Origin of the sequence: Paenibacillus taichungensis, from assembly GCF_013359905.1 — a bacterium.
Lineage (GTDB): Bacteria > Bacillota > Bacilli > Paenibacillales > Paenibacillaceae > Paenibacillus > Paenibacillus taichungensis.
Map to the genome: position 1 here is coordinate 110,046 of NZ_JABMCC010000100.1, position 21,695 is coordinate 131,740.

The window sequence follows — 21,695 nt, forward strand, 5'->3', positions numbered from 1 at the left end:
AAGGATGATGATATATAAGGATAAAAGCAAATCCGTGGAAGAGCGAGTAGAACATCTGCTGAGCTTAATGACGACGGAAGAAAAGGCGGGTCAACTTATCCAGCCTTTTGGTTGGCAGACATATACGAATGATCAAGGGAACATCACGCTGAATGAATCCTTTAAGCAGCAGGTGGAAAACGGTGGCGTAGGCTCCCTGTACGGTGCACTTCGTGCAGATCCATGGACGGGTGTTACGCTTGAAAATGGACTGTCTGCCAGAGAAGGGGCAGAAGCAGTAAACCTTATTCAGCGTCATGCTGTAGAGCAGTCCAGACTGGGGATTCCCATTCTGATCGGAGAGGAATGCTCGCACGGACATATGGCGATTGATGGTACGGTCTATCCGGTTCCCCTCCTCTTGGGAAGTACCTGGAATGTGGATCTTTACCGTGACATGTGCCGGGCGGTAGCTCGCGAGACGCGTGCTCAAGGTGGTGCGGTAACGTATTCTCCGGTGCTGGATGTTGTACGTGATCCACGCTGGGGGCGTACCGAGGAATGCTTTGGCGAAGACCCGTATCTTATTGGTGAGCTAGCTGTTGCTTCCGTGCAAGGACTTCAGGGCGAGCGTTTGGACCAAGAGGATGCGGTAGCGGCTACACTGAAACACTTTGTCGGTTATGGCAGCTCGGAAGGTGGACGCAATGCGGGACCGGTGCATATGGGCTGGCGTGAGCTGCTGGAAGTAGATCTATATCCGTTCCGCAAAGCTGTTGAAGCAGGTGCTCAATCCATTATGCCGGCTTATAACGAAATCGACGGTATCCCGTGTACGGTTAATACGGAGCTGCTGGATGACGTTCTGCGAAAAGATTGGGGCTTTGACGGTCTGGTAATTACGGACTGCGGTGCCATCAACATGCTCGCAAGTGGGCATGATGTGGCGTCAGATGGATTGGAAGCATCCGTACAGGCCATTCAGGCAGGTATTGATATGGAAATGTCCGGTGAGATGTTTGGACAATATCTGGTGCAAGCGATCTCGGAAGGCAAACTTGAAATGCAAGTACTGGATCAGGCTGTCCGCCGTGTGCTGGCACTGAAATTCAAGCTGGGATTATTCGAGCAGCCTTATGTGGATGCCGATCGAGCGGCAGAAGTCATTGGCAGTGAAGAACATATTCAACTGGCACGCCAATTGGCTGCAGAAGGTGTGGTCTTGCTCAAAAATGAAGCTGCAACATTACCTCTGTCGACGGCAACAGCGGGCAGAATTGCTGTTATTGGTCCTAATGCAGACCAAGCCTACAACCAGTTGGGCGATTATACATCCCCCCAACCGAAGTCCAAAGTGGCTACGGTGCTGGATGGCATCCGCAGTAAGCTTGCTGTAAGTGAGAGTGGGCACGCAGGGGAAGGCTCAGCTGAACATTCAAATAGTGAAAATCAGGTGCTCTATGCACCGGGATGTCGCATCAAGGGTGATTCGAGAGAAGGGTTCGAGCACGCAATAGAAACTGCACGTCAGGCAGATACGGTCATCATGGTCGTTGGCGGCTCGAGTGCCCGTGATTTTGGTGAAGGAACCATCGATCTGAAGACAGGTGCTTCCAATGTGTCCGATAACTCATGGAATGACATGGAGTGTGGAGAAGGCATTGACCGCATGACGCTTGGGCTTGCAGGAGTCCAGCTGGAGCTGATTCAAGAGATTCACAAGCTTGGCAAAACACTTGTCATTGTTTATATCAACGGTCGCCCGATCACCGAGCCTTGGGTGGATGAACATGCCGATGCCATTCTGGAAGCATGGTACCCAGGCCAAGAGGGTGGGCATGCCATTGCGGACATCTTGTTCGGTGAAGTGAATCCGTCCGGTAAACTGACGATATCCATTCCGAAGCATGTGGGTCAATTACCGATTTACTATAATGGCAAACGTTCACGCGGCAAGCGTTATTTGGAAGAGGATCTGGAGCCTCGTTATCCATTCGGATATGGGCTCAGCTATACTACTTTTGATTACAGTGAGCCGAAGCTAAGTACAGAATCGATGACGGCCAACGAGACAGTCACCGTATCAGTAGAAGTCACCAATACAGGGTCTTGCAGAGGTGCAGAAGTCATTCAGATGTATGTATCCGACGTGGTTAGCCGTGTGGCACGTCCAGCCAAAGAGCTGAAGGGGTTTGAAAAAGTGATTTTGGAACCTGGAGAGACGAAGACGGTAGCCTTCCATATTGGAGCGGAGCAGCTGCAATATATCGGTCGTGATCTCACGCCTGTCGTTGAACCAGGACAATTCCATATTCATATCGGAAGACATGTGAAAGATACGCAGTTCGCCGAGCTGACGGTAGAGGAGGCGTAAGGAAATGGAACGCATCAGACGATTTATTCGCGAGTTGTCCGAACGTCAGTGGTTGGAGCAAATGGAGCTGCGCAGCTGGGACATCAGCCGCGCTTATTATAAAGTGCCAGGACAATATGAAGATCAGAAGGCTTATCCAGAAGGAGAGGGGTTGAATCGTTTCCCAAGTGATCAGGGAACGACCTATTTCTTCCGGACACGGTTGGATGTACCTGCCTCCTGGCAGAAAGAACCTTACGGACTTGTATTTGAATCCGGTGGGGAAGGCTTGCTTCGGGTGAATGGACACTCTTATCAGGGGCTGGATCGTAATCATACGTATGTAACACTTGACCCTTCACGAGTAGGGGCTCAGCCTGAACTTGAGATTGAGTTATTCGATCCGGTACCCGAGCCTGTAGATCCACTGAACCAACAAGCGGTTATTCAGCCGCCGATTACATCGATTAGCAGTTTGCTGGTGCGACCGAATGAACCTGTTCGCAGTCTGATGTACACGGTCACGATTGTGCGTGATTCCGCGGTGCTGCTGCCGGAAAGTGATTTCCGTCGTGTACGCCTGCTGGAAGCGATCTATCGGGCAATGGATCAATTTGTTGGCCTGACAGAAGAGGCTGTCAAGCAGGGGAATGACATCCACAGTATCGAAGAAAGATTGATCCATGAAGTGCGAGAGATTGGTGGAAACGCCGAAGGCTTGGAGCATATGGTAGGGCAATCGCACATTGATATTGCCTGGCTGTGGCCTGTACGTGAGACGGTGCGCAAGACCAGTCGTACATTCTCCACGGTGGATGCACTTATGAATGAATACCCGGATTATGTTTATTCCCAGAGCCAGCCTTTGCTGTACGCTTTTCTGAAGGAACATGATCCCGAACTGTATGAACGGGTAAAGAAACGCATTGCGGAAGGACGCTGGGAACTGGTTGGAGGTATGTGGGTTGAGCCGGATCTGAACATTCCGAGCGGGGAATCCCTGATTCGTCAGATGTTATATGGTCAACGCTTCTATATGGAGGAGTTCGGCAAAACATCACAGATTGAATGGCTGCCAGATACATTTGGTTATTGTGCTTCCCTGCCTCAAATTTTGAAGCATGGCAATGTGGAGTACTTCATGACGACCAAGCTCGGATGGAATGATACGAACGTATTTCCATATGATCTTTTCCACTGGGTAGGCATTGATGGTACGTCCATCCTGTCTTATCTCAATCATGGTGTTAACGAGCATACGCTGCCGAAGGATATTCATGATCATTGGCAGTCATACCGCGAGAAGGCGGCGCATCCTGAGCATATGCTTCTGTACGGGCATGGCGATGGTGGTGGCGGCGTGACGCGAGAGATGTTGGAGTACGTGGACCGTTCCGAGTTGATGGTGGGCCAACCGAAGAATGGTTATAGTACCGCCGGAGCCTTTTTTGACGGAATCGAGAAGGCACAGCCTGATCTTCCGAAGTGGCATGGCGACTTGTATCTGGAGCTTCACCGGGGTACCTATACGACCCATGGCCGCAATAAGCGCAACAATCGGAAGGCTGAGGTGCTTTATCGCGAAGCGGAGCTCTGGAACACACTTGCCCTACCGGGTATGGAGCCGCAGCAGGATGCTAAAGTACGTTCGGCGCTGCATGATGGATGGAAGCTGATTTTGCTGAATCAATTCCATGATATTATCCCTGGTTCGGCCATAACAGAATCCTATGTAACGTCGGATGAGGAGTATATTCGGGTATTCGAATTGGGTAGAGAAGGACTGAATCAAGGTGTAGCTGCATTAACGAGGGGAATTAATACGCAGGGGCCAGAGGGTTCTGTTCCTTATGTTGTTTTCAACAGCCTTGGTTGGAATCGAAGTGAAGTCGTTCAACTTCATTTCCACGATGAATTGGATCGTTACGTCATCGATGAAGAAGGTCAGCGTTTGCGCATGGATCGGGAAGATGGCCAAATTTCGGTTCTAGTGACGGATATTCCAGCGTTTGGTCATAAGACGATTTGGCTCGTACCGGAAAATGCAAGGGAAACAAATGTACGGGAAATGGCGAGCATTGCTGGGCAAAAGAACTTTACAGATACATGGGAAACCGAGTATTACCATGTTCAGTTTAACGAGCTTGGCGAGATATCCCGCTTGTGGGACAAGACAGCAGAACGCGAGATTCTGAAGCCAGGTGAACGCGGCAATCAATTTCACTTTTTCCATGACCGTCCGACGCTCTGGGATGCCTGGGATATCGACAGCCGTTATGAGGCTCAGGTTGCTGGAGAAGTGGAGCTCTTGGAGAAAAAACTGGTTTTGGCAGGTACTACGAAGGACGTACTTCGTTTTCAGTGGAAGCTTCATCAGTCTGTGATTACACAGGATATGGTGTTCTATCATGACAATCGACGAATCGATTTCAAGACCCATGTAAGCTGGAATGAAGATCATAAATTGCTCAAAGTGGGCTTCCCGATCGATATAGTGACTTCCAAAGCAACCTATGAAATTCCATTTGGTGCATTGGAGCGTCCAACTCATCGCAACACGAGTTGGGAGCAGGCTCAGTATGAAGTGTGCGGACACCGCTTCGCAGATGTCGCCGAGCACGGATATGGCGTCAGTCTGCTCAATGATTGCAAATATGGATACGACGTACAGGGAAGCACGATTCGCCTTTCCTTGTTGCGTGCACCGAGATGGCCTGACCGGACTGCGGATATTGGAGAACATGATTTTACCTATTCCCTGTATCCACATGAAGGCGACTGGAGAAGTGCACATACAGTACGTCAGGCAGCCGAATTGAACCATGAAGTGCCTGTGCATCAGGTGGACCAGGACGCAGGCGTACGCCCGGCAACTGGAGCATGGATTGAATTCGATAGCAACCATGTCATCTTGGATACGGTCAAACCGGCAGAGGCAGGAAACGGTATAGTGCTCCGTTTCTATGAGTCTTCGGGCACACGTGAACGTGTGACGCTGCAATGGCCGCATGCATTTGAGCAAGCTTATCTCTCCAATGCATTGGAAGAAGCAGGCGAGCCTTTGGATAGCACCAATGGTCAGATTACATTATCTTTTAAACCTTACGAAATAAAAACCGTGCTATTACGGTAAACCTTTTTGAAATATTTTTGAGCTATGTAAGATGAATTAAAACATGTACACGATAACGGAGAGTGCAGAACCAGATGAAGAAACGGAGTATTCGCCTAAAAGCTTTCTGAAAGAAAGCTGCATCGGAAGCATACGCTATCCCCGGATTTTCCCTTTGGAGAAGGGAATCAAAAAAATCGAGAAGGGAACCAAAAAAATCTGGGGATAACAGCGATCGGAAGATGGTACTGCAATCGTAGTGTCCTAGTGTACAGTTAATGGGTTTATCTTGCTACAGCTACACCATTCAATTTGTTTAAGGAGTGCACTCATTCATGGAACAATTCAGACTACCCAAAATACCGATGCCAACTGTTGCATTGCCACAAGCCGTACAGGCTGTAATGGAAGAAGCAGAGCAGAAGCTGGCGCATCGACCGAAGCTGCTTCAACTATTCAAGAACTGTTTCCCGAATACGATTGAAACAACCACGAAATTAATGGACGACGGCACGACCTTTATCATCACTGGCGATATTCCAGCTTCTTGGCTGCGTGATTCCGTCGAGCAAGTGGTGCATTACATTCCATTTGCCAAGGAAGATCAAGACCTGCAACGCATTATAGGTGGTCTGATCAAGCGCCACATCCAGTACGTTCATATTGATCCATATGCCAACGCCTTCAACGAGACAGCGAATGATTGGCATTGGAACACCACCGACGTGACCGAGATGTCACCTTGGGTGTGGGAGCGCAAATTCGAGATTGATTCTTTGTGCTTTGTTGTGCGTCTCGCTTATTTATATTGGAAAGAAACTGAACTGACGGATATTTTCGATTCCAGCTTCAAAGCCGCCATGCGCAAAATCGTGGATTTGTTCCGGGTGGAGCAGCATCACATGGAGCAATCACCATACAGCTTTACCCGCAATAACGGCATTGCTACGGATTCAATCCGCAATAACGGACGAGGCATGCCCGTTAATTACACAGGCATGATCTGGTCCGGTTTCCGTTCCAGTGATGATGCGTGTGATTTCCATTACAACATTCCAGGCAATATGTTTGCCGTTGTTGCCCTGCGTCAGATGCAGGAGTTCGCGGAGTGGGTATTCCGGGATATGGAGTTCCTGCAGGAGCTTAAGGATCTGGAAGCGGAAGTAGATCATGGTATTCAGCTGTACGGTATTTACCGTCATCCTGAATTTGGCCCGATCTATGCTTATGAGACGGATGGTTTTGGCAACTACTGCCTGATGGATGATGCGGGTACACCGGGACTGATGTCCATTCCTTATCTTGGTTACGTCACAGCGGATGATCCGATCTATCAGAATACGAGACGTTTTGCGCTCAGCAAAGAGAATCCGTTCTATTATGAAGGCAAAGTTGCCAAAGGAATCGGCAGCCCGCATACACCGCCGGATTACATCTGGCATATGGGTCTGTCCATGCAAGGATTGACGGCCCAGTCTGCTGAAGAGAAGCTCGAAATCATTCGGATGCTGGAAGCAACGGATGCGGATACAGGATATATGCATGAAGGTTTCCATGCCGATGATCCGACGATTTTTACGAGAAAATGGTTTGCTTGGTCCAACAGCCTGTTCTCCCAGTTGGTCTATAAATCCATGAAGGATGGTTTGCTATGAGTAGCGCACAGGTGAAGAGAACCAAGTTGATTATTTTCTCTGATCCAACGTTTCCAGTGGAGGGTACTTTGCCAACGCAAGGTGCTCTTGATTCATGGAAAGCATCGGAAGAGATCATCGTTGTGGGCGCGGATGAATTGGCTTCGGCTTTGAGCACAGCGGCAGGTGAAGGGTGTTTCGTGAACCTGCATGCGCCTTATTTTCCAAAATCCGCTTGGACCGCAATTGCAGCTTTTCTTCATCAGGGCGGAAGTCTGATCAGCATTGGTGGCGCACCATTCAAACGTCCTGTTCGTCAGGAGAATGGGGCATGGATTTCCGAGTCGGAACAAACGGCGTATCATCAGGAACTTTATATTCATGAGGCGTTAAAGGTATCCGCAGCCAAAGTGGATTCACTAACTTCCTCAGAAGATATTCCACTTCTTGCAGGCAAAGAGGGACTGTTCGAGAGTGCGGATACATGGAATCTCGTACCTCATACAACCAAAACAAGCGATTTGCCACATCAGATGGGTTCCTCAGGTCCGATGAGCACGCAGATTTCTCCGCTGCTTCGCGGCCGTAGCAAGGATGGTCGCAGCATCGCTGCCCCAATCGTATTATGGGAAAACTCCCGCAGTACGTTTGCAGGTTCGCGCTGGCTGTTTGTGCATCTGCCTTTGACGGCTGCCTTCTGGGAACAGAACGGAGCAGCCGAAATGGTGAACTGGGCGCAGTATTGCGCCAAAGGTGTAACCGAGCTATCTCTGAAGCCGAACTATGCTTCGTATGAATTGGGTGAACGAGCTTCACTGATCCTCCAAACCCAAATTCTACAGCGTGCGGGTAGCAGAAGAAGTGAGCCGGAACTTTGGACGTTTGATTTAACCGTTGAACGGGAAGATCGCACAAACGGCACCGTAGAGAAGGTATGGAATCATCAACTGGAGATGGAACTTTCCGGCGAACAGCGTTTTGAACGTATTCTTCTTCCGTTTTCAATCGAGAGCGGGCTGTATCGAATCGTCGGTCGTGTTCAGGCACCGGATGGAGAAGTTCGCATACTGCGGCAGGGCTTCTGGGGTCAGGACGCAGCGTTGTTGGCAGAAGGGGAAGTCATCACACGCAGCAGAGATTATTTTATCAAAGACGGTCGTCCATTGCCTGTGGTTGGTATGACTTACATGACCTCAGACGTGGCACGGAAATTCCTGTTCCTTCCCAATGCGGATGTGTGGGATCGGGATATGGCACAGATGGCGAAAGCCGGCATTAACTGGATTCGGACCGGAATCTGGACTGCCTATCGCAACATGATGCAGGTGGATGGTCACATGTCCGAGGATGTACTGCGTGCTATTGATGCGTTCCTGTTAACGGCAAAACGGCATGGTCTTCAAGTGACGTTTACCTTTTTCTCCTTTACACCCGAGACGTGGGAAGGAACAAATCCATATTTGGACCCGCAGAGTGTAGATGCACAGAAACGATTCATTCGCAGCATTGTTAGTCGTCACAGACATTCCACACATGTGGACTGGGACTTGATTAATGAACCGTCGATGTTTGATCCTGTGCGCATATTCTCCGATGGGCCACGTTCGGCAAGAGATTCATATGAACAGCAGGCGTTTATCGAGTGGCTTCAGCAGCGGCATCAGACGATTGAAGCGTTGCAGGAGGCATGGAACATGTCACCTAAACAGCTCCCTGACTTTACCGCAGCAGTCATTCCTGAACCGGAAGAGATCAATTTCGATGTACAGGACATGCACAAGGCTAAAAAAGGAACACGCTGGCTTGATTACTGTCTCTTCTCGATGGAGATGCATAATGTTTGGGCGAGAGAGCTTGTAGGCACGATCAAGGATCTTGTTCCCCATCATTTGGTTACCGTGGGGCAGGATGAAGCTCTGGGAGCACAGCGTCCTTCACCGTTCTTCTATGAGCGGGAAGTGGATTATACAACCGTGCATTCCTGGTGGCTCAACGATGACCTGATCTGGGACGGCATTTTCGCCAAAACACCACATAAACCTAATCTCATTCAGGAGACAGGCATCATGTATGTGGAAACTCCGGATGGACGGGCCAAACGTACAGAGGAAGAGCTTCATAGCATTCTGGAGCGCAAATACGCTTATGCCTTCTCAACAGGCGGAGCCGGAGCTGTGCAATGGATATGGAATACGAACTTTTATATGGATAATGCCAATGAATCTCATATTGGAGCGCTGAGAGCGGACGGTACAGAAAAACCTGAAGCCGATGTGTCTTACGATTTTGGCCGATTCATGGAGCAGATTCGAGACCTGTTTACCGATCGCGAGCTGGAGGAAATTGCGGTGGTCTTCCCGTATTCCAACGATTTCTCGAACCGTTCCCTGGCCTACGATGCAACCACAAAATTGACACGTGTGATGGCTTATGAACTGAAGCAGCCATTCCGTGCTGTATCCGAGTATCATCTGGAAGCATTGAAGCAGCAACCTCCGAAGTTGATCATGGTTCCGAGCCCGCACAACATGGACAGCGATGCCTTAAGCGAGCTATTGAACTTCGCGGAGAATGAAGGAGCTACGCTGCTTATTACTGGCCCGCTCGGGTTGGATGCTTATTGGAAGAGAAGTGATCGGGCAGACCATCTTGTTGGCCAGCGCAGTCTGGGCAACGTACAACGAGAAGAAATGCTGAATATTAACGGTGTGAATCACCGCGTCACGTATGGTCGTCGCCGTATTGCCGAGGTGGCGAAGGAAACGTTGCTTCATGCGGAGAATCATACACCTGATGAAGTAGTCGTACTACCATTAGGCAAAGGCAAGTTGATCTGGAGCCCGCTGCCGCTGGAGCTGAACGGCCGGGATGAGCCGCTGGCTGACCTGTATCGATATGCGTCAGAAGTGGCTGGTATTGAAAATGAACTTGAATGGATATCTGGCGGTGATCTGGCAGGGATTTATGGCCGGAAGCTGAGCTTCCCGAAAGGCAATCTGTACGTATTTGTATCGGAGTTCGCTTTGAATCATGAGGTGAAAGTCAGAGATACACGTACTGGAGCCATATATACGTTCCTGTTGGAGAAAAATCGCTCCGTGCTGTTTGCCACAGATGCTGCCGGACAGCTGCAAGCCGTATATCGTCCGGATGAAGTAGAGATTGTACAACAAAAGGTAGAGGGGGAATAATACAATGACCAAACCAACAAGCAAATCGAAAAGAGCGCATATTATTTCTCACACGCACTGGGATCGGGAATGGTATTTGCCGTATGAGAAACATCATATGCGATTGGTGCAACTGGTGGATGCCTTGCTGGATCAGCTCGATCAGGGGCCGGATTTTAAAAGCTTCTACCTGGACGGCCAGACGATCATCATCGATGACTATCTTCAGGTTAGACCTGATCAGAAGGAACGGCTAGAGAAGCATATTCGCGATGGCCGGATTGTCATTGGGCCTTGGTATATTTTGCAGGATGCCTTCCTGACCAGTGGTGAAGCGAACGTACGTAATATGCAGGTTGGACATCGTGATGCCAAACGATACGGAGCACCTTCAAAGATCGGATACTTCCCAGATACGTTCGGACTTGTAGGACAGACACCGCAGCTTATGCTGCAATCGGGCATCGATAATGTCTTTTTCGGGCGAGGCGTGAAGCCAACGGGCTTCAACAACATGGTGTCTGACGATGGATACGAATCCAGTTTCTCAGAGCTGATGTGGGAAGGTCCGGATGGATCTAAAGTGCTCGGTGTTTTATTTGCCAACTGGTACTCTAACGGGAATGAAGTTCCGGTGGACGAAGCTTCAGCTCGCAAGTTCTGGGAAACCAAGCTGGCTGACGCGGAGAAATATGCATCGACCAATGAATTGCTGTACATGAATGGATGTGATCACCAGCCGATTCAGAAGGATCTGCCTGAAGCCATCCGTATGGCTGAACAATTGTATCCCGATATCGAGTTTGTTCACTCCAACTTCCCGGACTATCTGTCAGCGTTGAAAGCATCTGCGGTTCAGGAGCTGTCTGTTGTAAAAGGAGAGCTGCGCAGCCAGCGTACCGATGGCTGGGGCACTTTGGTGAACACAGCTTCCGCACGCGTTTATCTGAAACAGATGAACCAACTGGGCCAATCCATGTTGGAAAAGGTGGCTGAGCCCCTGGCTTCGTTCGCGCATCTGCTAGGTCATCCATATCCGCATGATCAATTTACCTATGCGTGGAAAACGTTGATGCAGAATCATCCGCATGACAGCATCTGTGGCTGTAGCGTAGACGAGGTGCATCGCGAGATGGTCACCCGGTTTGATAAGAGCCGTCATGTGGCTGAGGCCCTGATTGAGGATAGCACCAGCCAAATCGCTGCAGCTGTGGATACTTCAACATTTGAACGATATGGTGAGGAAGCGCGGCCTGTGGTTGTGTTTAACACTTCGGGATGGGAGCGCAGCGGTGTAGTTCAGATTGAACTGGATGCGGCCCGTTTGTACTTCCGTGATGGTTTCTCATTGGAAGATATGGCAGCCAAAATGAACGCCATTGACCTGTCAGGTCGTATTTTGGTGGATGAAGAAGGCAAACCAGTTCCATGTACGGTAGAGGATCTGGGTCTGCAATTCGGCTATGATCTGCCTGATGATCGATTCCGTCAGCCATATAGCTGCCGTCGGGTCAGCATTACGTTTGAAGCAGAGAATGTGCCTGCACTTGGCCTGAAGACGTATGCTTTGGTCCGCATGGACAGCAATGCTGCAAATTCAAATACACTGCTGCGTGGTGAACGTGGCATGGAAAATGAATATTTTATCGTAAATATTGCAGACAATGGATCTTTTGCACTCACAGATAAACGAACAGGCCGGACGTATAAAGATCTTGGCGTGTATGAAAATGTCGGTGATATCGGCAATGAGTACATGTTCAAGCAACCGGAGAATGAAGTGGCATTGACTACGAAGGATCTTCGAGCAGAAATTCGGGTTATTGAAGATGCGCCTTACAGAGCTTCGTACGAAATTGTTCATCATTGGGAAATTCCTGAATTCGCTGACGAAACGCTTGATCGTGAGCAGCGGGAACTGATTTATTATCCACATCGTAAAGCTCAACGTTCCAAACAAATGGTTACGCTCAAGATCCGAACCATTGTGTCGTTAAGCCGCAGTGGAAAAGGCATCAAGCTCGAAACAACTTTCAACAATCAGGCGAAGGATCATCGGGTGCGGGCACTCTTCCCGACGGATCTGACATCGGCTGTTCATCACGTTGACTCGATGTTCGAAATTGCTACTCGCGATAATACGCCTGCACCGGAATGGCAGAATCCGAGCAATACCCAGCATCAGCAAAGTTTTGTTGATGTAAGTGAGGATCAGGTTGGGTTGGTTGTAGCCAATCTCGGTCTGAATGAATATGAGGTTCTTGAGGATGGGCGGAATACGATTGCCGTGACACTGCTTCGTGCCGTGGGAGAGCTTGGAGACTGGGGATTGTTCCCTACACCGGAAGCTCAGTGTCTCGGTGAGCATTCCTTCCAGATGGAGATTATCCCTCATGACGGGAACGGAGCAACCTCCGGAGCATACATTGAAGCTTACCAGTTCCAGATCCCATGGACTTTGGCTCAGACGAACGTACATCCGGGATTCCTGACGCCAAGCAACACACCTTTTGAGTGGCAAGGGGAAGGTCTTGCGTTTTCTTCACTGAAGGTGAACGAGGATTCGGGTGATCTGATGTTGCGTTGGTATAATATGGGGTCGAATACAACTGAGCTGAAGTTTGCTGCTTCTGAGTCCATCCCGCAAGCATTGGAAGATGCATATCAGAGCAACATTCTGGAAGAAGAGACAGACAAATTGAATGCTTCGATGGTAAATGAATCTTCCGCTGCCTTGGCTAGCAAAGAATGGGCTCTTCAAGCGGGACCTTGTGAGATTGTTACGGTGGGATTGCGTCGTTAATTTTCCAAGCGTGATCAGATCAATTCGTTGTGTAGTGTCTAACCGAAGTTCTGCGCACTGTCATGGAATGGATAATGCTTTTTCCAGCTGAAAATGTTGAGTTATTCCTCAAGTTTATATAGAATGAACAGTAGAATTACAAGCGATCGAAGGTTACCCTGCCATCATGATGGTCATCGTAAAATTCAATTGTTCATTCTATATTGAAACTATTAAGGGGGCTTGAAGCCATGGAATCCTTGGGAGGACTGCTTCAGCAGCTGAATCCTTCCTTTCGTGAACAGTCGCGGCGGATTGCGGCGGAATTGATGGAAGATCCGTACGTACGCGAATTCCGCGCAGGTCATCCTGAACTGAAAGATGCACAGCTTATTACCGATCTGAGCAAGCTGTATCAGTATGCCAAAGATTCGAAGAACTGTGCGAACTGTCCGGGGCTCGACAACTGTCCTAACGATTTCCAGGGTCACTTTTGCAAACTGGAAGTAGAGCATTTTAACGGTAAACCCGAAATTATAGATAAAAAAGCACCTTGTTCCAAACATATCGCCCGGCAGAATGAGCATGTTATCAAGCAAAGAATCCGCAGCTTCTATGTGGACGAGCGTGCGCTCAATGCAGGATATAACGATGTGGAAATTATGGGCAAGGATCGGATGCGTGCTCCGGCGGTGAACCAGGTTCTGCGTTATATTAACGACACCAAGGAGAATGGATTGTCTCCGCAAGGACTGTTTTTGGAAGGATCATTTGGAACGGGCAAGACGTTTTTGATGTGTTATCTGCTGCATGAACTCGCGGTTGTGGGCCACACAGGTGTTATTATCTACATGCCTGATTTTGTGGAGGATCTGAAATCCATGATCAGTGAAGGAAACAAGCTGAAGGAAACGACGGATATTTTGAAAAGCTGTGATCTGCTCATCTTTGATGATATTGGGGCAGAAAATCTGAACCCATGGGTTCGGGATCATGTGATGGGTTCCATTCTGAACTACCGTATGAATCGCAAACCTACATTTTACACGTCCAACTACAACTTGGATGGGCTGGAGAAACATCTTAGCTTCACCAGTAGGGACGGCGAGGAAATGAACAAAGGCCAACGTTTGATGGACCGGATTCGTCCGTTTGTTGATGTCATCTCGGTTCGGGGTGAGAATCAGCGGGGCAAACGTTAATTTCTAATTATGTTACCGATCTGATCTATTTTTTACTCCTATAGTCCCAAAAAAAGCCTGGCTTTCGCATTGTCGCGAAAACCGGGCTTTTTTGGCCTGCGTGCAACCTGAAGATCCTATTCGGTGATAAATTTGAAAATCACCATTCCGAAAAAGATAACCGTCATCAGGCCGGCCATGCCAGCAACACCCGCTATCAGATCAAACAGATCGTTACGGGGTTCCTCGTTCACATGTTCACGCGGGTCGTTGATCCGCACATTTGCATCCATGGTATTGCCTCCTTATGGGGATAACAGCTTGCCCTTACAGGTAGCTGAAGCCCGGAGTAATTTTAGTATACTTGGAAAAGAAAGCGTTTGTAAAGATTTTGCAGCGAACCTGCAAGTTCTTCAATTGTGAAGATTTGATGTTGGGAAGATGAACATTGATGCGTTCATTTCACAACATTAGAGTACCTGTGTTATACTGGAAGTGTCGTTCACGACGTTACAGGTTAAAATAAACCGTAAGTATATATAAGGAGGACAATTTCATGGCTATTGTTAACGTATCCGATCAATCCTTCAACGCTGAAGTCGAAGGCGAAGGAACGGTTCTTGTTGATTTCTGGGCGCCTTGGTGCGGTCCTTGTAAAATGCTCGCTCCAATCCTGGAAGAGCTGTCCACCGAAGTTGGCGATGCAGTGAAAATTGCTAAAGTCAATGTGGACGAAAATCCGGAATCCGCTTCCCGCTTCGGCGTAATGAGCATTCCAACATTGATCTTCTTCAAAGATGGTCAACCGGTTGATAAAGTGGTTGGTCTGAACTCGAAAGATGCTCTCAAAGGAATTATCGAAAAACACCAATAATTAACCAAGATTTCACATACGCCTCCGGTTATCGCCGGGGGCGTTTTGCGTCGAAACCTTTTATATAGGACAATATAAAGTATACTATTTATTATAAGGTGAACTGAAATTTACATGAACAACGGAGAGGGCAGAAATGACCTGTAGAAACGAAGTGGTCGCCTAAAAGCTTTCTGAAAGAAAGCTACTTCGGAAGCATGCGCTATCCCCGGATTTATACGTTATAAGAAAAGAATCAAAATCTGGGGGTAACAGCGATCGAAAGGTCATTCTGTCATCGGAGTGCCTCATGTAAGGTGAAGCTATCAGCTTTCTCAGTAATCGGGAAGGAGGACCCACCGAATTATGGATGAATTCATTACAAACGTGCAGGAACAGGAGAAGGCACTGGAGCAGATCCGCCACAAGCTGGCTTTGCTGCCTGACATGTCCGGCTGTTACCTCATGAAAAACAGTGAAGGTACCATTATCTATGTCGGGAAAGCCAAAGTGCTGAAGAATCGCGTAAGATCATATTTTATCGGCAGTCATAATGGGAAGACACAGCGCCTGGTATCGGAAATCCGTGATTTCGAATATATCGTTACCGGCAGCAATATGGAAGCACTCATTCTGGAGTGTAACCTGATCAAGAAACATATGCCACGGTATAACGTGTTGCTCAAGGATGATAAGACATTTCCTTACCTTAAAATTACGAATGAAAAGCATCCCCGACTCGAAGTGACCCGGCGGGTGCTCAAAGATAAAGCCAAATACTTCGGACCTTATCCGAATTCATATGCGGCACACCAAACGAAAAAGCTGCTTGATCGGATGTATCCGTTACGCAAATGCGGCGTGATGCCGAAGGAAGTATGCCTGTATTATCATATGGGACAGTGCCTCGCTCCCTGTGTGCAAGAAGTGGGCAAAGAGCAGTATGATGAGATCTCCCAGGAGATCAGTTCATTTTTGAGTGGAGGGCATGAGGAGATCAAAAAGGATTTACAGCGCAAAATGCAGGAAGCAGCTGAGGATCTTTATTTTGAACGTGCCAAGGAACTTCGGGATCAGGTCATTGCCATTGATGCGATGATGGAAAAACAGAAAATTACAATGGCGGACGCCAGAGACCGCGATGTGTTTGGTTTTGCCATTGATAAAGGCTGGATGTGTGTCCAGATTCTATATATGCGTCAGGGGAAAATGATCGAACGACACGTATCAACGTTCCCATTTTACGGTGAGGCGTACAGTGATTTTATGTCTTACGTGACCCAGTATTACAGTGATAATCCTGCGTTGCCACAGGAAATCTTACTGCCGGAAATGCCAAAAGATCTAGCAGCGGGTGACGGTGGTGCGGATGATATATCCGATGCTGATGGAGCGGTACCTGCGGCGGTGACAATCGAGCCAGAAGAGACAACGCGATTGGCGCAAGATTCTGCGGTTGAGCTACGTGTTGCCGAATCCCGTGCATCTTATGGTGATATTCAACCCGAAGCAGAAGCGGAAGAAGCTGCGATGGTTAACCAAGACGACGCTGTTGCTCAGGAAGATGTATCGGCTGATAAACAGCCTCCAGGCTTCGAAGATCCTTCTCAGGTCGCAGCAGCATTGCAGGAATGGCTGGAAATTAAAGTCCACATTCCGCAGCGTGGATTGAAACGCCAGATGATCACCATGGCCGTGGATAACGCACGTGTGGCCCTGGAAGAGAAGTTCCGCCTGATTGAGCGGAATGAAGAACGGACATCCAAAGCTGCTGAAGGACTGGGACGTTTTATTGGACTGGATCAGCTTCACCGTATTGAAGCGTTTGATAACTCGAACATCCAGGGTACGAACCCGGTATCCGCCATGATTGTATTTACCGATGGTAAACCGGATAAGAAGGAATATCGGAAGTACAAGGTCCGTTCGGTTGAAGGACCGGATGATTATGAAACGATGCGAGAAGTTATCCGTCGCCGTTACGAGCGGGTATTGAAGGAAAATCTGACCCAGCCTGACCTGATTGTGGTCGATGGTGGTAAAGGACAGATCTCGGCTGCGGTCGATATTTTGGAGAATGAATTGGGGCTGTTTATTCCGGTATGTGGCCTGGTAAAGGATGCGAAGCACAAGACCTCACAATTGATGATCGGCAACCCGCCGGAAGTCATCTCCTTGCCGCGTGACAGTCAGGAGTTCTACCTGTTGCAGCGGATTCAGGAAGAGGTTCACCGTTTTGCAATTTCGTTCCACCGCGAGCAGCGTGGGAAATCGATGGTGACTTCCCGTCTGGACGCCATTCCGGGTATCGGCGAAAAGCGGCGCAAGCTGCTGCTGAAGCATTTTGGTTCTTTACGCAAAATAAAAGAGGCCAGCGTCGAAGACTTCCGGCCTCTATCTATTGGTGACAAGCTTGCGAATCAGATTATTGCAGCACTTCGTGATGAGGAGTCGTGACATACGGCTTCTCTTTTTGTTTTGGATTCATCTTATAGATGACATAACCAACGATGGCCGGAAGCACAATCCAGAAGAGTCCTGCGGAAATGTTCAGTGCATCACCCATGAAGATCAGGCTTAGCCCCATCAACAGGCTGTCAAAGATAACATGTGCGAATACAACGGCGATGAAGCCGTGGCGCAGCATGATCAGACTGAACAAGAGTCCGATAACAGTAAGCTCAATTGGACGTGTGATGACCGGATAGATTGGGTACAGGGTGTGTCCCAGAGCCCAAATTAATGTTGGGATAAGGCAAGCAATGAACGTATTGCGTACAACCTTCTGCATCATGCGAATTCCGAACAGACGATAGACCGTTTCCTCACCGATCCCGGCCATCCAGGCCATAATCGGGAAAATCCAGGCATAACTCATGTTGTATGTGGACTGGTCAGCCGATGTTGTTGACCAGCTTCCAATACTGCGCTCCAGAATAAAGAACAGTACGGATTGCACACCCAGCAGAATCAACGCCCATAAGTATCCTGTATACATACTGTGCAGGACATATTTGCCGTATCCGGGTTCTTTGGCTCGAGGCCAAGGATTCAGACCGATTTTGCGCCACATGCCGTCACCGGCAACGAGCGACAGATAGATGGTTGCACTCATGACTAGCGTAATCCCAGCTTGCATCACCATCAGGAAGGTCAGCATAAAGTTAGACAGCCCCTGCGCCTGAAAGAGCGGAATCATGTTCAGTGTGCCAATCACGGAAGCTGCAAAGTATACCAGAGACAGAACGATTCCGCGTTTGAATGACGTGTGTGCTCTCGTCAGAATACTGTAGATGATCGCGAGCACGCCAAGCACAAAGGTCAGGAAAGCATAACCGCCATAAGTCATCCAGTTGGCTTGCCGGGTCTGATTTTGTACATAGTCGGTATGGGAGGTAGGAACCGAGAAGACCGATTCGAAGGAGCGAACGGCTCCGTTTTCAAACGTAAAATTCAGTTCCAGCTTGGAATCTCCAATTTGCTTTTCGTTATCCGTGTATTGCAGCCCCGCTTCTTCTTCACGGGTGTCCAGTTGAAGTTTCGGTACATTATACCCGAATTCGCCAAGTACGCCAGCGGCAAGCTGCTCTTTTTCCTTTAGGGAAAGGTTATCTTCAGCTAAACGTTGGGCAGCATTTACTTTGCTTTTGTCCTGCTCAGCCTCAATGGATGCATACAGGGAAGACGGCAGTTCGCGCTTGAAACCGACAACTGTTCCTGTTCTCATATGTACGTCAACATTCAAATAACCGCCTTTGTCCTGATCGGGCAAACGAACGCGGTACACATCGTAAGGATAGGTTGTTTCCCATTTCTTGTTATAGGTTTCTAACTGTTTGGTTTTGGCCATATACCCATAGATGTCGGAATGGGTTTGGTACGTCACAAGCTCGTTTCCGGTATTTGACGGAAGGGTATAATCAGGTAGAGAAGCTGCAAAAGATCGTGCCGACTCCGCCGCTTTCTCCTTGCTTATGAAGGAAGTAGACTGGATATCAGTCGTTTGCGATGAGGTGGCAGGAAAGATTTGAAAAACGAAAAACAGAATCAGGCCAATCGCCGCAAGCAACCCTAAACGCTTGAAGTTAGCTTTGAGTACCAAAGGCTGCCCTAAGGGATTCATTTAATATTGTTCCTCCTTTATTAATATGGATATTAAAGTAAAGATAGCACAGCCCAAGCCCCGAATGCCAATGACGAAACGAGAAGTGGTGCAAATGCATGAAAACGAATGAAAATGATCGAAACAATCTGATCTATCCATCGCCATATCTGAGTTTTTCCCTTTTTGACGGAATTCGATGCTATTTACACAAAAATCGTTTTGTATACAAACGTCGCAGAGCTTATAATTTTGAATCAAATGTCCAATATTCCGCATGTCTTTAGGCTAACAAGGGAACGAATAGAATGTATAAAAGGTATTCCAACCTAATGTATATGTGTTACAGCGAAAATCATACATGTTTACACTCCGAAGTGAAGCTTTCCAAGTGCTTGGCTATTCCGTCAAGTCATGTGGAAAAGCGCTTCGGAGAAAGGCTCCACATCGTGGAGTCATTTTCTTTTTGGCAGAGGTGGATGATACTCAAGTGAAAATGAATGTTCAATGGATGCGTCTATCGCCACCCCGAATTCTGGTCCTAGGGTTCGCGGGTATTATATTGCTCGGGACACTTCTGTTGATGCTCCCGGCATCCAGTCGAAGCGGGGTCAGCCTTCCTTTTATTGACGCACTCTTCACTGCGACTTCCGCAGTCTGCGTAACAGGGCTGGTTGTGGTGGATACGGGTACTCATTTTTCGACGTTGGGTCAGATCATAATTGCAATCCTGATTCAAATTGGCGGCCTTGGCTTTATGACGATGTCGACACTGGTGGCGATTGCATTCAAACGGCGGATCTCTCTGCGTGAGCGGTTGATTTTGCAGGAAGCGATGAATCAGAGCACGATGGAGGGGATTGTCCGCCTTATTCGGAAAGTTGTGATCTACTCGCTCATATTGGAAGGCATATGTGGCACGTTGTTCGCCATTCGGTGGTCGTTTGATATGCCAATGGGGCAGGCCATCTATTATGGATATTGGCATGCCATCTCCATGTTCAACAATGCCGGGTTTGATATGTTCGGAGAATTCCGCAGCTTAACCGGGTATGTGTATGATCCGCTCGTGAATTTTACAGCCATGTTCCTTATTATTGCAGGAGGAATTGGTTTTGTCGTTTTGTCTGATCTGGTGGAGTATCGGAGGACGAAGAAGCTGTCGCTGCATTCCAAAGTGGTATTGCTGACAACAGGATTGTTAATCATATTTGGAGCTTTGGTTATATTTGTATTTGAATTCAGCAATCCCCGGACATTGGGTGGCCTGAACTGGGGTGGTAAAATTCTCGGTTCGTTCTTCCAGTCGGTTTCCCCAAGAACAGCAGGGGCGAATACGGTAGACATTGCTGGTCTGAGACAGGCAACGCAATTTTTCATCATTATATTAATGTTTATTGGTGCTTCCCCCGGTTCTACCGGAGGCGGTATTAAAACAACCACATTTATGATTATGGCCGGAGCTGTCTATGCCATGATGCGAGGACGGGAAGATATCGTCTTTTTCAGATATCGGCTCCTACAGGAGCGCATTTTCAAAGCACTGACGATTACACTGCTTGCACTGTTGCTCATTATTGCCGTTACGATGGTGCTTAGTACGACGGAAGACAGCAGTTTTTTAATGATATTATTTGAGACAACATCCGCCTTCGGTACTGTAGGTTTATCTATGGGGCTTACACTGAAGCTGACCACGATCGGCAAGCTTTTGATCTGTTTCACGATGTTTGCAGGACGTCTTGGACCAATTACGCTCGCGTATGCACTCGGACAGAAAAAGGGTAAAGAGTTGTACAGGTATCCGGAAGGCAAAATGATTATTGGATAAGGGGTTCGTGAAGAACAATGAAAACACAGCAGTTTGCGGTAATTGGGCTTGGGCGCTTTGGCTCCAGTCTGGCACAGGAATTAATGGAGCTTGGTTATGAAGTGCTGGGTATCGATAAAAATGAAGAAGTCGTCGAAGACATGAGTGAATTGGTCACCCATGCCGTCGTCGCGGATTCAACGGATGAGGAAGTGCTGCGCTCCCTGGGCATCCGTAATTTTGACTGCTGTATCGTTGCCATCGGGGCTGATATCCAGACCAGTATTCTCACTGCTATTTTACTGAAGGAACTCGGTGTAAAAACAGTTGTGGCCAAAGCCATTTCAGTTCTTCATGGACGGGCACTGGACAAGCTGGGGATCGATCGTGTTGTTTATCCTGAGCGTGATATGGGAATCCGGGTTGCCCATCAGCTCGTCACCCCAAATCTGCTGGATTATATCGAATTGTCCGATGATTACAGTATTGTGGAGATGAAGGTTCCGGCCTGTTTGCATAATAAAACGCTGTCCACTCTGAATGCTCGAGTACGCTTTGGTTGCAGCATTGTAGCGTTGCAAAAGGAAGCCGGGGTCATCATTGCCCCGACTGCACTGGACTCGCTTCAGATGGGTGATATCATGGTAATTATCGGCATGAATGACGACATTGACCGTTTTGAGGAAGAAGTGATCAGCCAAGAGAGCTAGAGCTGAGTC

Annotated in this window: 13 protein-coding genes; 11 read left to right on the forward strand and 2 right to left on the reverse strand. The window is 48.3% G+C overall.

The features are described from left to right. Window positions 1–4 precede the first annotated feature (4 nt). The 7 genes from HP548_RS05680 to dnaI all read left to right on the forward strand — a co-directional run bounded on the left by HP548_RS05680 (window position 5) and on the right by dnaI (window position 14,232). On the forward strand, window positions 5–2,353 hold the full coding sequence (locus tag HP548_RS05680) for a glycoside hydrolase family 3 N-terminal domain-containing protein (protein WP_175381135.1): 2,349 nt from the start codon (window positions 5–7) through the stop codon (window positions 2,351–2,353). A 4-nt stretch (window positions 2,354–2,357) separates the two neighbouring features. Then, the gene (locus HP548_RS05685; RefSeq protein ID WP_175381136.1) at window positions 2,358–5,465 is read left to right on the forward strand and encodes an alpha-mannosidase; all 3,108 of its coding nucleotides are present in this window, start codon (window positions 2,358–2,360) and stop codon (window positions 5,463–5,465) included. Between the two features lie 43 nt (window positions 5,466–5,508). Then, the gene (locus HP548_RS05690; RefSeq protein ID WP_175381137.1) at window positions 5,509–5,673 is read left to right on the forward strand and encodes a hypothetical protein; all 165 of its coding nucleotides are present in this window, start codon (window positions 5,509–5,511) and stop codon (window positions 5,671–5,673) included. A 106-nt stretch (window positions 5,674–5,779) separates the two neighbouring features. Continuing rightward, window positions 5,780–7,099, forward strand: a complete 1,320-nt coding sequence (locus HP548_RS05695) for a glycoside hydrolase family 125 protein (RefSeq protein ID WP_175381138.1) — start codon at window positions 5,780–5,782, stop codon at window positions 7,097–7,099. Beyond that, entirely contained in the window at window positions 7,096–10,269 is a 3,174-nt protein-coding gene (locus tag HP548_RS05700; RefSeq protein WP_175381139.1) for a beta-galactosidase, read from the forward strand. Before HP548_RS05695 ends, HP548_RS05700 begins: the two co-directional genes overlap by 4 nt. 4 nt (window positions 10,270–10,273) lie before the next feature. Then, window positions 10,274–13,051 (forward strand): alpha-mannosidase, encoded by a 2,778-nt coding sequence (locus HP548_RS05705; protein WP_175381140.1) that lies wholly within the window; start codon window positions 10,274–10,276, stop codon window positions 13,049–13,051. A 230-nt stretch (window positions 13,052–13,281) separates the two neighbouring features. Further along, window positions 13,282–14,232: a primosomal protein DnaI gene (gene dnaI / locus HP548_RS05710; protein ID WP_053783224.1), complete on the forward strand. Its 951-nt coding sequence runs from the start codon at window positions 13,282–13,284 to the stop codon at window positions 14,230–14,232. A gap of 116 nt (window positions 14,233–14,348) precedes the next feature. Here dnaI and HP548_RS05715 read toward each other — a convergent pair whose 3' ends face one another. Further along, the gene (locus HP548_RS05715; protein WP_090810527.1) at window positions 14,349–14,504 is read right to left on the reverse strand and encodes a YqzM family protein; all 156 of its coding nucleotides are present in this window, start codon (window positions 14,502–14,504) and stop codon (window positions 14,349–14,351) included. Between the two features lie 263 nt (window positions 14,505–14,767). Here HP548_RS05715 and trxA point away from each other — a divergent pair, with 263 nt between their 5' ends. Next, window positions 14,768–15,085, forward strand: coding sequence for a thioredoxin (gene trxA, locus HP548_RS05720; RefSeq protein ID WP_036605788.1), 318 nt, complete (start codon window positions 14,768–14,770; stop codon window positions 15,083–15,085). A 345-nt stretch (window positions 15,086–15,430) separates the two neighbouring features. Further along, complete coding sequence (uvrC, locus tag HP548_RS05725) at window positions 15,431–17,521, forward strand: excinuclease ABC subunit UvrC (protein ID WP_076290890.1); 2,091 nt, start codon at window positions 15,431–15,433, stop codon at window positions 17,519–17,521. Here the strand turns inward: uvrC and HP548_RS05730 are convergent. Then, window positions 17,490–19,187, reverse strand: coding sequence for a CPBP family intramembrane glutamic endopeptidase (locus HP548_RS05730; RefSeq protein WP_175381141.1), 1,698 nt, complete (start codon window positions 19,185–19,187; stop codon window positions 17,490–17,492). The genes uvrC and HP548_RS05730 overlap by 32 nt on opposite strands. Before the next feature lie 475 nt (window positions 19,188–19,662). On the opposite strand from HP548_RS05730, the gene HP548_RS05735 reads away from it, so the two are divergent. Next, a complete protein-coding gene (locus HP548_RS05735) occupies window positions 19,663–20,997 on the forward strand; it encodes a TrkH family potassium uptake protein (RefSeq protein WP_076290973.1) in 1,335 nt (444 codons plus the stop codon). A 17-nt stretch (window positions 20,998–21,014) separates the two neighbouring features. After that, window positions 21,015–21,686: a potassium channel family protein gene (locus HP548_RS05740; protein WP_076290888.1), complete on the forward strand. Its 672-nt coding sequence runs from the start codon at window positions 21,015–21,017 to the stop codon at window positions 21,684–21,686. The last annotated feature ends 9 nt before the right edge of the window (window positions 21,687–21,695 follow it).

Bases quoted from the DNA above. Each gene is read 5' to 3' on its own strand.
- HP548_RS05680 (WP_175381135.1), top strand. From the start codon at position 5: ATGATGATATATAAGGATAAAAGCAAATCCGTGGAAGAGCGAGTAGAA.
- HP548_RS05685 (WP_175381136.1), top strand. From the start codon at position 2,358: ATGGAACGCATCAGACGATTTATTCGCGAGTTGTCCGAACGTCAGTGG.
- HP548_RS05690 (WP_175381137.1), top strand. From the start codon at position 5,509: ATGTACACGATAACGGAGAGTGCAGAACCAGATGAAGAAACGGAGTAT.
- HP548_RS05695 (WP_175381138.1), top strand. From the start codon at position 5,780: ATGGAACAATTCAGACTACCCAAAATACCGATGCCAACTGTTGCATTG.
- HP548_RS05700 (WP_175381139.1), top strand. From the start codon at position 7,096: ATGAGTAGCGCACAGGTGAAGAGAACCAAGTTGATTATTTTCTCTGAT.
- HP548_RS05705 (WP_175381140.1), top strand. From the start codon at position 10,274: ATGACCAAACCAACAAGCAAATCGAAAAGAGCGCATATTATTTCTCAC.
- dnaI (WP_053783224.1), top strand. From the start codon at position 13,282: ATGGAATCCTTGGGAGGACTGCTTCAGCAGCTGAATCCTTCCTTTCGT.
- HP548_RS05715 (WP_090810527.1), bottom strand. From the start codon at position 14,504: ATGGATGCAAATGTGCGGATCAACGACCCGCGTGAACATGTGAACGAG.
- trxA (WP_036605788.1), top strand. From the start codon at position 14,768: ATGGCTATTGTTAACGTATCCGATCAATCCTTCAACGCTGAAGTCGAA.
- uvrC (WP_076290890.1), top strand. From the start codon at position 15,431: ATGGATGAATTCATTACAAACGTGCAGGAACAGGAGAAGGCACTGGAG.
- HP548_RS05730 (WP_175381141.1), bottom strand. From the start codon at position 19,187: ATGAATCCCTTAGGGCAGCCTTTGGTACTCAAAGCTAACTTCAAGCGT.
- HP548_RS05735 (WP_076290973.1), top strand. From the start codon at position 19,663: ATGAATGTTCAATGGATGCGTCTATCGCCACCCCGAATTCTGGTCCTA.
- HP548_RS05740 (WP_076290888.1), top strand. From the start codon at position 21,015: ATGAAAACACAGCAGTTTGCGGTAATTGGGCTTGGGCGCTTTGGCTCC.